Origin of the sequence: Nocardia sp. NPDC005746 (assembly GCF_040630785.1) — a bacterium.
In the GTDB taxonomy this organism is placed as follows: Bacteria; Actinomycetota; Actinomycetes; order Mycobacteriales; family Mycobacteriaceae; genus Nocardia.
Genome location: NZ_JBEXYE010000006.1, coordinates 366,581 through 377,750, shown reverse-complemented (window position 1 = coordinate 377,750; position 11,170 = coordinate 366,581). Strand labels below are relative to the sequence as shown.

Genomic DNA, 11,170 nt, shown 5'->3' with positions numbered 1-11,170 from the left:
ACTACTCCGTTCCTCGGGGGTCGCCGGAATCCCGGCCATGGTCGGCTCGGCGCTCGCGCCACCGGCGGTAAGCCCGGCGCAGCAGGTCGTCGAGCACCATGGCCAGTTCCGGGCGACCGTGCAGACGTGGGTCGGGTTCCGGCGAGATCATCGGGATGCCCTGCGGGTCAGGCGATCTGGGCGACCGGCTCGGTGACCGGTACGCGGGCGGGCGTCACCAGCCGGTGCACCACCGCCCCCACCGCCAGCGTGACCACGACGAACAGCGGTGCGGCCCAGAGCATCCACCAGCCGCCACCGCTGGGGGTGTAGACGGCGCTGCGCGGCCAGGCCAGGTTCACCGCCATGGCGACGCCCCAGACGACGGCCAGCGCGTTGATCGCGATGCCGTAGCGGCCCAGCGCGAAGAGCTTGGTGCCCGCGGCGTCACCGGCCACGTCGGCGGGCCAGCCCTTGATCCGGCGCACCAGCAGCGGCACCGTCACCAGCAGGTAGGCGAGGTAGAGCATGACGATGCAGACACTGGCCAGGGTCGCGAAGATGGCCGCGTTGCCCAGGTTCAGCAGCAGCAGGCCGATGCCGAGCACGCCGATCGCCATCGCGGGCCACACCGGGGTGCCGAAGCGGGGGTGCACGGCCGCCAGCTGCTTGGAGAACGGGAGCCGCTCGTCGCGGGCCATGGAGAACAGCAGTCGTGAGCCCGCCGTCTGGATCGCCAAGGTGCACACCGTGATCGCGCAGGCCACGCACGCCAGCACCACCTTGCCGGGTGTGGTGTCCAGCTTGGCCTCGATCACGTACGCCAGGCCGCCGCTCGCCAGTGAGCCGTCGGACAGGCTCGGGGCGGCCATCAGCGCGCCCAGCAGGATGAGTCCGCCGCCCAGCGCCGATACCGCCAATGCGGACAGGATGGTGCGCGGCGCCACCTGCCGGGGGTTCTTGGTCTCCTCGGAAAGCTCACCGGCGGAGTCGAATCCGACCATCACGTAGGCGGCCATCAGTCCCGAGGCCAGGAACGCGGCCCAATAGGGCCCTGCCGCCGCCTGATCGGTGTGGGTGACCACGCCCGGGCCGCGATCGGTGTGGGTGAAGAAGACCGCGATCACCGCGAGCACGCCGATGATCTCGATGGTGACGCCGAGGGAGTTGATCCGCGCCATCCAGTCGATGCCGATCACATTGATCAGCGTGGTGAGCGCCAGCAGCGCGCTGCCCAGCAGCACCGCGTTCGAGGCCCCGTCGCGGGAGGTGAGAGCGGTGTCGGTGCCGATCAGCTGGAAGCCGGACCAGATGGTCGGCAGCACCACCTGCAACGCGATGGCGGCGGCCGCGGCGGTCACGATCTGCGCGATGATCATCATCCAGCCCGCGAACCAGCCCACCACCTCCCCGGCCAGGCGGCGCGACCACTGATAGATGCAGCCCGAGATCGGGTAGCGGGCGGCCAGTTCCGCGAAGTTCAACGCCACCAGGAACTGGCCGGCGAAGACGATCGGCCAGGTCCAGAAGAAGGCCGCGCCTCCGAAGGAGTACCCGAAACCGAAGAACTGGAAGATCGTGGTCAGGATGGAGACGAAGGAGAAGCCGGCCGCGAAGGAGGCGTAGCGGCCGAGTTTGCGGTGCAGCACCGGCTGATAGCCGAAACGCGCCAGATCGGTGCTGTCGGCGCTGGTATCGGGACCGGTCGGGGAGCCCGGGGTGAGGGCTTCGGCGGAGGCAACCATGGGCGGTGAGTCTTTCCCGAGGCGAATATCTATCGATTGAAAGGTTTCCATCCGCGATCGCCGCTCCGGTGACGCCGATGTATCGGGTGCGTGGCCCGCCGTAACTTCTGCATTGCCGGTATTTCTATCAAGTGACAGGAACCTCACCCGCCAGGTCGCGGTGACGGTAGGACAGAATGAAAAGGTGACCCAACTCGGACCCGGCCGGCCCAGGCTCGAACCGCGTCGGCGCGCGGGCCAGACGCCGCGTGCCGAAATCCTCGACGCCGCCGCCGAATTGTTCACCAGCCACGGGTACGGAAACACCTCCACCCGGGCGGTCGCCGACGCCGTCGGCATCCGGCAGGCCTCGCTGTACCACCACTTCGCCGCCAAGGACGACATCCTCGACGCGCTGCTCGCCGAAACGGTCACCGCACCACTGGAATTGGCGGGCACCCTCGCCGAACGTCCCGAACCCGCCGCCGTGCGGCTCTACGCGCTGGCCTGGTTCGACGTCAGTCAGCTGTGCGCCGGCCGCTGGAACCTCGGCGCGCTGTACCTACTACCCGAGCTGCGCAGCGAACGCTTCGCCCGCTTCCGGGAACGCCGCGACGAACTGCGCGGTCATTACGAGACCCTGGCCGCCGCCGTCATCGCCGAGGCCGCGACGGGCGCGGTCGCCGGCGCCGAACGACTGCCGTTCCGGCTGGTCGAATCGGTGATCAATATGCGCTCCGACGAGGGCGCGGCGCCCGAGTACGCCGAACAACTCATCCCCGACGCCATCCTGCGGCTGCTCTGCTGGACCGGCCCGCTCGCCGAGAACCGGCTCGCCGCACTCGAATTGGCGCGCGAACTGCGCCCGGCGGTACACCGGGCGCCGTCGAACTGAGCCGGTCGGCTCAGGACTTGCCCTTCGAGGTGCCCCACTTCAGGCCCCAGCCGTAGGCCTGATCGACCGCCATCTTGCCCCAGAACTTGCGGCCCTCCGGCGGTCGGATGAACCGGCCCTCGCGGCGCACCACCAGCTCGCCGCCGATGTTCTCGATCAGCGCCAGCACCATCTCGCGCGAATCGTCCTGGCAGCCGCCCACTTCCATCTCGATCGGCGGGGCGTCGCGCGGGAACAGGGTCGCGGTGGCGTGCACGCCACGGAAATCCTGGGCGCCCTCGTAGATCGAGGCGAACACCAGGACGCGGCGGAAGGCCGCGGTCTGGTCCAGATTGATGGCCAGGTTCTCGCCCGTCGCGCTGCCGCCGGTGCGGTCGTCCTGATCCAGCGCGATGAACGGCGGCTTGGTGAGATTGCCGAACGTGTCCAGCGCGCTGACACAGCCGCGGGAACCGTCCGTCAGCTCCCAGAAGGCGCACAGGTCCAGATCCAGGCCGCCCTGCGCGCGTTTGCGCCCGAACAGGCCGCCCGAACTCGGGACCGACCAGTTCAGGTTGACCCGCATGATGCCGCCGGTCGCGCCCGCCTTGGTCAGCGAGACCGCGGGGGCCTCCTTGGTCAGCGAGATCTTGGCCAGGTTCACCCGCGCCGCGGGCGCGGGCGGCGGCCCGGGAGCGAACTGCTGTGGCGGTGGGGGCGCGAATTGCTGCGGCGCGGGCGGGGGAGCGAACTGCTGCGGCGGCGGTGGCGGCGCGAACTGCTGCGGCGCGGGCGGCGGTGTGAACGGTTGCGGGGGAGCGGCCGGCTGCGGCGGAATCGGCTGCGGGGCGGGCGCATCGTCGACGGTGATGCCGTAATCGGTTGCGAGTCCGGCGAGTCCGGAGGCGTAGCCCTGTCCGACCGCGCGGAACTTCCAGCCCCCGTCGCGGCGGTACAGCTCACCCAGCACGAACGCGGTCTCGGAGGTGGCGTCGGCGCTGTCGAACCGGGCCAGCTCCATCCCGCGGGCATCCACCAAACGCACGTGCAGGCCCCGGAATTGGGCGAAGGTGCCGCCGTCCGCGGAGGCGGCCAGCACGATGCTGTCGATCTGCGGCTCCACGCGCGGCAGATCCACCGACAGCGCGTCGACCACCACGGGTCCGGGCTGCTTGCCCCGGTGGTGCACGGCGCCGGAGGCGTGCGCGGGCTGGTTGTAGAACACGAAATCGGCGTCCGAGCGGACCCGCCCACCGGCCAGCAGCAGCGCGGAGGCGTCGGCGTCGGGGACCCCGGGTCCCGATTCCCAGCCCAGTTCGATCCGAACCTCGGAGGCCGCCACCGGAACGTTGGAACCCTTCATCATCGACACGATTTCCAAGTTATCCGATTCCGGCATGCACCGTTCCCCCTTTCCGACCGGCTAATGTTCAGCTGTCCAATACCCTCGGCCTACACTGATCAACGGACATTTCGCGCATAGGTGGCTAACTGAAACATCGGCGTCCACGGACAACTGTTCAGCGGCGGGAGCGACGGATGACGGAAATTCGGCCCGATCTGGGGCGCAAGAAGTGGATCACCCTCGGCGTCTTGGCGCTGGGCCTGGGCATGGTGGTGCTCGACGGCACCATCGTCTCGGTCTCACTGCCGGTCCTCATCGACGAGCTCGGTCTGAATTTCACTCAGGCGCAATGGATCAACAGCATCTACGCGGTGGTCCTGGCCGCGCTGCTGATCACCAGCGGCCGGCTCGGCGACCGGCTCGGGCGGCGCACCATGTTCGCCGCCGGCGTCATCGTCTTCCTGCTCGGCAGCCTGCTCGCCGCGCGGGCGCACAGCGCGGGACCCCTCATCCTCGGACGCGTCATCCAGGGCATCGGCGCGGCGGGCGTCATGCCCGGCACGCTGGCCACCGTGAACGCGCTGTTCCGAGGCCGCGACCGGGCCATCGCCTTCGCGGTGTGGGGCTCGGTCATCTCCGGTGTCGCCGCCATCGGGCCGCTGCTCGGCGGTTGGCTCACCACCTACTTCACCTGGCCCTGGATCTTCCTGGTGAACATCCCGCTGGGCATCGTGGTGCTGATCGGGCTGGTGCTGTTCGTGCCCGAGACCCGCACCGGCAAGAACGCGCCCGGCCTGGACGTGGACGGATTCCTGCTCAGCGCAATGGGTTTCGCGCTGCTGGTGTTCGCGCTCATCGAGGGCCAGACCTACGGCTGGTGGAAACCGCTGCGGGAGTTCCCGATCGCCGGATGGAAATGGCCGGTCAGCGCACCCATCTCACCGATCCCGGTGCTGCTGGTGCTGGGTGTGCTGGCGCTGTACCTGTTCGTGAAGTGGGAACAGCATCGCCATCTGATCGGACGCTCCGCGCTGCTGGATCCCGCGCTGTTCCGGATACCCAGCTTCCGGTGGGGCAATATCACCGCGTTCCTGGTGGCGCTGGGCGAATTCGGCCTGCTGTTCGTGCTGCCGCTGTTCATGGTGAACGTGCTCGGGCTGTCCACCCTCGGCGCGGGCTACGTCCTGGCCGCCATGGCCGTCGGTGCGTTCCTGGCCGCGGGGATCGCCGAAGGGCTGGTGCGGCGCTACGGGCCGGTGCGGGTGGTGCAGCTGGGCCTCGCCTTCGAGGTCGTCGCGGTGGCCCTGGCCGCGCTGTTCGTCACCCCGCACATCTCCGGCTGGTGGCTGGCCGTGCTGCTGATCGGGTACGGCATCGGGCTCGGGATGGCCTCCGCCCAGTTGACCGGGACCGTGCTCGCCGATGTGCCGCCGCGCAATTCGGGTCAGGGCTCGGCGACCCAGAGCACGGTGCGGCAGGTCGGGTCGGCCTTCGGTACCGCGGTCGTCGGTGCGTTGCTGTCCGCGGCCCTGGCGCACGATCTGCCGAGCCGCCTCTCGGCGGTCAAGGATCTGCCGCCGAACGTCGCCGACACCCTCGCCACCGCCACCCGGGAATCCGCGGGTGGCGCCATTCCCGGGGTGCGCGAGCACGGGGGCGGCGCGGCCATCGCGGACGCGCTGAGCCGGGCCTTCACCGACTCCACCCGCACCACCCTGCTGGCCGCCGCGTTGTTCCTGCTGGTGGGCCTGGCCGCGGCCACCCGCATCCCGAACCGGCCCTACACGGGGACCGCCGACAACGTGCCGCCCGACGACTCGCGCGCATTGTCCGACGGCACCGGGGACGATCAGAACAGCTGACGGTCCCGGCGCGGGCCGGACGAACGGGTCGACGTCTCCGGTCACGTCATACCGGTTCTCGGGATCAGTCGATCAGGCCGAGCGCGTGCAGGTGCTGGAAGACCAGCAGCGAACCGGGAGCGACCTCGTCCATGGCGGCGTACTCGGCGAGGGTGAACCAGCGCAGTTCGGCGATCTCGCCCGAGGGCCGCGGCTCCTCGGTGAGCTCGCCCAGGAAGCAGGTCATGTGCAGGCGGGTGCCGGGCGCGTGCCCGTACGCCTCGGCCTCGAACACGCCCAGCTCGCTCACCCCGGCCGTGCCGACCCCGAGCTCCTCGCGAATCTCCCTGTGCAGGGCCGTCTCCGGGGTCTCGCCCGGATCGATCTTGCCGCCCGCCATGTAGAAGACGGTCTTGCCGTCGGACCGAGTCTGCAGCATGCGGCGGTCCCGGATGTGCGCCAGTGCCGCGGTACGAATCACGGCACCCACCCTAACCGGGTACCGATGCGGGCCCGCCGGGGATCACCGCGTGGGCGGGGCGATCTTCCAGTACTCCTGCAACGCCTCGGCGATCTCCGGCAGGATGGTCACCGGAATCCGTCGCTGCCGCAACATGGTTCGGATCTCGGTGATCTGCTCGCGCTTGCGCTGGTCGTAGGCGCCGGCCACCGGGCGGTGCACCGGCGGGATGGACAGCAGCACCAGCTCCCGATGCGGCTCGTCGCCGTCGGTCAGGTCCAGCGCCAGCGTCCAGCGGCCGTGCTCGTCGAGCGCGAACCGCGCCGCCACCACCCGATCCCACGCCACCGTGGACGTGCCCCACGGCGTCCGGCGCACGATCGCCGCCTCGGTCAGCTCCACCCCGTCCCGCCCGAACAGCAGGATCAACAGTCCCACCGCGGCTGCCGCCCCGAAGAACAACCCTGTGAACACCCGATTCGGCCCGAAGACGCCGATCGTGCCGGCGCAGACCACCGCGACCAGGAACACGCCCGCCACCGCGTAAGCGGCAATCCGGCGTCCCGGCACCACGCCCGCCCGCACCATCGCTCATCGCCTCCCGCAACCGACTGCGCGTCACCGTACCCGTCCCGGGTCCCGGGTGCCCGGCGATCTCGACACCGGCGCTGTCGCCGACCTAACCTACGGTGCCCACTCCTACCGCCTCCGGCGGTGTGGGTCAGCATTACCCGAAGGAGCGACCCATGGTGCCAGCCGTCGATCTCGAACGCCGGTTGGGCGACCTGATCGAGGAGTACGGGGTACCCGGTGCGCAGGTCGCGGTCCTGTCCGGCGGCCGGATCACCGACGCGGCCGCCGGGGTCCTCAACACCGCGACCGGCGTTGCGGCGACCACCGATTCGGTGTTCCAGATCGGCTCGATCACCAAGCCGTGGACCGCGACCCTGATCATGCAGGCCGTCGCCGAGGGCCTGCTCGACCTCGACGCCCCGGTACGCCGCTACCTGCCCGAATTCCGGGTGCGCGACGCGGCCGCGGCCGCCGCCATCACCGTCCGGCAGCTGCTCGGCCACACCTCCGGCATCGACGGCGACCTGTTCCTCGACACCGGGCGTGGCGCGGACGCGGTCGCCAACTTCGTGCCCGCCATCGCCGACGCCGGGCAGGTGCACCGGCCCGGCGCCATGTTCTCCTACTGCAACAGCGGGTACGTGCTGCTCGGCCGCATCCTGGAAGTGTTGCGCGGCAAGCCCTTCGACACGCTGCTGCGAGAACGGCTGGTGACGCCGCTCGGACTGACCCGGGTGGCCGCCGACGCCGACGAGGCCATCCTGTTCCGGGCCGCGGTCGGGCACACCGGATTCGAGCCCGGGACCGGTCCGCTGCCCGCGCCGGTGTGGGCGCTCCCGGCCTCCAATGCCCCGGCCGGAGCGCGGCTGGCCATGTCCGCGCGCGACCTGCTGGGATTCGCCCGGCTGCACCTGTCCGGCGGGCGCGCCCCGGACGGAACCGCCGTGCTCCCGGAATCCGTGGTCCGGGAGATGACCCGGCCGCACATCGAGGTGCCCGATATCGGCTACGGCACCCACTGGGGACTGGGCTGGCAGCTGTTCGACACCGCGACCGGGCTGTTCGGGCACGACGGCAGCACCCTCGGCCAGAACGCCTTCCTGCGCGTCGCGCCCGCCTCCGGCGTCGCGATCGCCTTGCTGGCCAATGGCGGGAGCGCGTTCGCGCTCTACCGGGACCTGGTCGAGGACCTGCTGTGGGAGCACGCGGGCATCCGGCTGCCCGCCCGCCCGGTGCCCCCGGCCCACCCCGAACCGGTCGACGCCGTCCGCGTCAGCGGCCGCTACCGCTCCGCCATGTACGAGCACGCCATCGACGTGGACCCCGACGGACGCGCCTGGCTCTCCACCAAACCCCTCACCACGGAGGCCGCCCTGGTCGCGGTCCCCGACCGCATCGAAGTGCTGCACCTGCGGCCCGACGCGCTCATCGCCGCCCACCCGATCCGCGGCCGCCACACCGTGTACGGCCTGATCAACGGCGACGGGCACGCCGGGACGCGCTACCTTCACACCAGCCGCGCGATGCCCCGCCAGCCCTCCGAGGAGCGCTCATGAAGTTCGTCCTCTTCTACGACTCGGCCCCCGACTTCGCCACCACGGCGCCAACCTGGTTCGAGGCGCACAGTGCCCGCTGGCGCGAATTCGCCGACCGCGGCGAACTCCTCATGATCGGGCCCTTCTCGAACGCCGAGAGCGACGGCGCCATGGCCATTTTCACCACCGAGGAGTCCGCCCGCCGGTTCGCCGAGGGCGATCCCTTCGTGCTGCACGGCGTGGTCAGCGCCTGGCGTGTCAAACCGTGGCGGGAAGCGCTCGTCTGAGCGGTCAGTTCAGCTCGGAGCCGGAGGCGACCACGACACCGTAGAGGTCGGCGATGGTGGCCAGCGCGCTCTCGTGCAACTGGGCGGCGCCGACCTCACCGGCGGCCGACCGCAGGGGACGGGTGGCGGACGCGTCGGCCACGACCGTCGGGCGATTGCCGTGCAGAAAAGCGCCCTCGGTGGTGAAGGTGACGCACATGTGGGTCATGAAACCGGCGATCACGACGTTCTCGTGGCCCGCCGCGTCCACGTGCGCGGCCAGGTCCGTGCCGACGAAGGCGTTCGGAACCGTCTTCACCACAACGGGTTCGCCGTCGATCGGGGCCACCCGGGGATGGATGCGGCCGATCTCGTCGGTGATGTCGTAGGGCGTGCCCGGGCCGCCGTCGTTCACGATGTGGATGACCGCCGCGCCGGCGGCGCGGGCCCGGGCCAGCAGGTCGGCGGCGGCGTCGAGGGCGGGCTCCCAGCCGGTCAGCTCCATCACGCCGCGGGTATAGGTGTTCTGGTAGTCCACCAGGATCAGGGTGGCGTCGGCCAGGGTGGCGGGGGTCTGATCGAAGCCGCTGAGGTCGCGCAGGGTCTGGGCGGACATGGGATTTCCTCCGGTCGTGTCGTCGTCCGCGCCGCCTGGTGCGGGGGACGTCGTCCACGCTATGAGCCCGCGGGCGTGTCGGAAATGTCATGTAACCTGCAAATCCGGACATTGCCGGAGGCAGACGGAGGACCGTGGGCGCCATCGAACGATTCGTGGTCATCGTGCTGTTCGACCACGTCGACCTGCTCGACGTGACCGGACCGCCCGAGGTCTTCGCGCTGCTGCGGCGAGAGATGAACGGGGAGACCGGATATCGCGTCGCGCTCGCCGCGGAGACCCTCGACCCGGTGACCACCTCGGCGGGCGTGCGGGTGCTGCCCGACATCACCTTCGCCGAGATCGGTGACCGCGGCATCGACACCCTGGTCGTGCCCGGCGCGGTCGACGTGGACGCGGACGGCCGGGTGCGGGCGCTCAGCGACCCGGCCGTGGTCGAGTGGGTGCGCAGACTCGCCGGACAGACCCGGCGGGTCGCCTCGGTGTGCGTGGGCGCGCACATCCTCGCCGATGCCGGACTCCTGGACGGCAGACGCGCCACCACGCACTGGTCCACCGCCACCCAGCTCGCCGCCGAGCACCCGGCCGTCGAGGTCGACGCCGACCCGATCTTCATCCGCGACGAGAACGTCTGGACCGGAGCGGGACTCACCGCGTGCCTCGACCTGGCGCTCGCCCTGGTCGCCGACGACTTCGGCGACGCCCTCGCACTGCGGGTGGCCCGGCAGCTGGTCATGTTCCTGAAAAGGCCCAGCGGGCAGAGCCAGTTCAGCGTGTCACTCGAACCCATCTCGACCACGCGGCGCATCGACGACCTGCGGCACTACATCACCCGCCACATCGGCGACCAGCTCACCGTCGCCGGCCTCGCCGCCGAGGCGCATGTCAGCGAACGGCAGCTGACCCGCATCTTCAAGACCGACCTCGGCACCACCCCGGCCGCCTACATCGAGTCCGCGCGCGTGGAATTCGCGCGCAATCAGCTCGAGACGACCGATCACACCCTGGAACGGGTGGCGACGCTGAGCGGTTTCAACACCACCGACACCCTCACCCGGGCCTTCCGGCGCACGCTGGACACGACGCCGACGGAGTATCGAAACCGCTTCCGCATCACCTGATCACGCTTCGAGCGCGACCGCCGCCTCGGCTGTGTACACCAGGAACGTCAGGCTCTCCTGGAAGTACAGCTGCACCGTCTCCGCGTCGTGGGACAGATAGCCGATCGACAGGTCTTGGCCCAGCTGCAGATCGAAATCGCCACCGCGCGTGGACAGTACGAACGCGCCGTCGATGGCCGGCGCCCAGATGATCTCGCCGTCGATGAGCCGCTCGATGTGCGTGCGGATCGGGTGACCGTGATCGGAGGTCTCGCTGACCGCGGTGTACAGGTCTGCCGACAACAGCACCGAATACGGGCCGTCCACACCGGCCAGCCGCAGCTTGCTCAGGGCCTGCGCGACCGCTTCGGGCGCCAGGCGCGCGTCACCGGGCAGCTTCACCGGCTCGCACGAGGTGGCGGCCCGGATGCCCTGGATCTCCGCCGCCGGATAGCCCTCGAAGATCGCGCGGTCCTCCGCGAACGCGATCTTCTTGGCGGCCGCCTTCACCGGGTCCAGGTCGGCGTCCTGGGCTCCGCGTTCCACATTGTCGAGCTCGGTGCGCGAGAGGGTGAACGGCACCCGCAATTCGACCAGCGGCACCACCGCGCGCTGCCGCGCCTGCACCCCATCGCCCGGGGATTCGATCGCCGTGGTGCGGCCGGTGCCGACCGCGGAGTAGTCGACACCGTGCGGTCCCGACAGATCGACCACGCGGCGACCCGCGATGTGCCGCTTGAAGGTTCGCGTCGCCTCCTCCTCGATGGCCTTCCATGCCTCCGAGGTGATCGGCGCCAGTTCGCGATGCAGGTTGTTCATACGTCAGCTCCTTGCCGGTTCGACGATTTCGTAGCTAC

General features: G+C 70.2%; 12 protein-coding genes. 5 read left to right on the top strand and 7 right to left on the bottom strand.

Annotated elements, in window-relative coordinates; translation table 11 throughout:
- Window position 1: 1 nt before the first annotated feature.
- Together ABZ412_RS14945 and ABZ412_RS14940 are read right to left on the bottom strand one after the other, a co-directional pair.
- Entirely contained in the window at window positions 2–151 is a 150-nt protein-coding gene (locus tag ABZ412_RS14945; RefSeq protein ID WP_357280793.1) for a hypothetical protein, read from the bottom strand.
- Between the two features lie 16 nt (window positions 152–167).
- A complete protein-coding gene (locus ABZ412_RS14940) occupies window positions 168–1,724 on the bottom strand; it encodes an amino acid permease (RefSeq protein WP_357280792.1) in 1,557 nt (518 codons plus the stop codon).
- 184 nt (window positions 1,725–1,908) lie between these two features.
- Between ABZ412_RS14940 and ABZ412_RS14935 the strand changes: the two genes are divergently transcribed.
- Window positions 1,909–2,598 (top strand): helix-turn-helix domain-containing protein, encoded by a 690-nt coding sequence (locus ABZ412_RS14935; RefSeq protein WP_357280789.1) that lies wholly within the window; start codon window positions 1,909–1,911, stop codon window positions 2,596–2,598.
- 10 nt (window positions 2,599–2,608) lie between these two features.
- On the opposite strand, the gene ABZ412_RS14930 is transcribed toward ABZ412_RS14935, so the two are convergent.
- Window positions 2,609–3,943, bottom strand: a complete 1,335-nt coding sequence (locus ABZ412_RS14930) for a TerD family protein (protein WP_357280880.1) — start codon at window positions 3,941–3,943, stop codon at window positions 2,609–2,611.
- A gap of 173 nt (window positions 3,944–4,116) precedes the next feature.
- Here ABZ412_RS14930 and ABZ412_RS14925 point away from each other — a divergent pair, with 173 nt between their 5' ends.
- Window positions 4,117–5,784, top strand: coding sequence for an MFS transporter (locus ABZ412_RS14925; RefSeq protein WP_357280786.1), 1,668 nt, complete (start codon window positions 4,117–4,119; stop codon window positions 5,782–5,784).
- A 64-nt stretch (window positions 5,785–5,848) separates the two neighbouring features.
- Here ABZ412_RS14925 and ABZ412_RS14920 read toward each other — a convergent pair whose 3' ends face one another.
- On the bottom strand, window positions 5,849–6,244 hold the full coding sequence (locus ABZ412_RS14920) for an NUDIX domain-containing protein (protein WP_357280783.1): 396 nt from the start codon (window positions 6,242–6,244) through the stop codon (window positions 5,849–5,851).
- A 42-nt stretch (window positions 6,245–6,286) separates the two neighbouring features.
- Complete coding sequence (locus ABZ412_RS14915; RefSeq protein WP_357280781.1) at window positions 6,287–6,811, bottom strand: hypothetical protein; 525 nt, start codon at window positions 6,809–6,811, stop codon at window positions 6,287–6,289.
- A 158-nt stretch (window positions 6,812–6,969) separates the two neighbouring features.
- On the opposite strand from ABZ412_RS14915, the gene ABZ412_RS14910 reads away from it, so the two are divergent.
- On the top strand, window positions 6,970–8,352 hold the full coding sequence (locus ABZ412_RS14910) for a serine hydrolase domain-containing protein (RefSeq protein ID WP_357280778.1): 1,383 nt from the start codon (window positions 6,970–6,972) through the stop codon (window positions 8,350–8,352).
- Window positions 8,349–8,618, top strand: a complete 270-nt coding sequence (locus ABZ412_RS14905; RefSeq protein ID WP_357280775.1) for a YciI family protein — start codon at window positions 8,349–8,351, stop codon at window positions 8,616–8,618. The genes ABZ412_RS14910 and ABZ412_RS14905 overlap by 4 nt, the downstream gene beginning before the upstream one ends.
- 4 nt (window positions 8,619–8,622) lie before the next feature.
- Here the strand turns inward: ABZ412_RS14905 and ABZ412_RS14900 are convergent, their stop codons facing one another.
- The gene (locus tag ABZ412_RS14900; protein ID WP_357280773.1) at window positions 8,623–9,213 is read right to left on the bottom strand and encodes an isochorismatase family protein; all 591 of its coding nucleotides are present in this window, start codon (window positions 9,211–9,213) and stop codon (window positions 8,623–8,625) included.
- Window positions 9,214–9,347: 134 nt separating this feature from the next.
- Here ABZ412_RS14900 and ABZ412_RS14895 point away from each other — a divergent pair, with 134 nt between their 5' ends.
- The gene (locus ABZ412_RS14895) at window positions 9,348–10,334 is read left to right on the top strand and encodes a DJ-1/PfpI family protein (protein WP_357280770.1); all 987 of its coding nucleotides are present in this window, start codon (window positions 9,348–9,350) and stop codon (window positions 10,332–10,334) included.
- On the opposite strand, the gene ABZ412_RS14890 is transcribed toward ABZ412_RS14895, so the two are convergent.
- Window positions 10,335–11,132, bottom strand: coding sequence for a family 1 encapsulin nanocompartment shell protein (locus ABZ412_RS14890; protein WP_357280767.1), 798 nt, complete (start codon window positions 11,130–11,132; stop codon window positions 10,335–10,337).
- Window positions 11,133–11,170: the final 38 nt, after the last annotated feature.

Coding starts and splice junctions, on each gene's coding strand:
- ABZ412_RS14945 (WP_357280793.1), bottom strand. CDS start 151: ATGATCTCGCCGGAACCCGACCCACGTCTGCACGGTCGCCCGGAACTG.
- ABZ412_RS14940 (WP_357280792.1), bottom strand. CDS start 1,724: ATGGTTGCCTCCGCCGAAGCCCTCACCCCGGGCTCCCCGACCGGTCCC.
- ABZ412_RS14930 (WP_357280880.1), bottom strand. CDS start 3,943: ATGATGAAGGGTTCCAACGTTCCGGTGGCGGCCTCCGAGGTTCGGATC.
- ABZ412_RS14925 (WP_357280786.1), top strand. CDS start 4,117: ATGACGGAAATTCGGCCCGATCTGGGGCGCAAGAAGTGGATCACCCTC.
- ABZ412_RS14915 (WP_357280781.1), bottom strand. CDS start 6,811: ATGGTGCGGGCGGGCGTGGTGCCGGGACGCCGGATTGCCGCTTACGCG.
- ABZ412_RS14910 (WP_357280778.1), top strand. CDS start 6,970: ATGGTGCCAGCCGTCGATCTCGAACGCCGGTTGGGCGACCTGATCGAG.
- ABZ412_RS14905 (WP_357280775.1), top strand. CDS start 8,349: ATGAAGTTCGTCCTCTTCTACGACTCGGCCCCCGACTTCGCCACCACG.
- ABZ412_RS14900 (WP_357280773.1), bottom strand. CDS start 9,213: ATGTCCGCCCAGACCCTGCGCGACCTCAGCGGCTTCGATCAGACCCCC.
- ABZ412_RS14890 (WP_357280767.1), bottom strand. CDS start 11,132: ATGAACAACCTGCATCGCGAACTGGCGCCGATCACCTCGGAGGCATGG.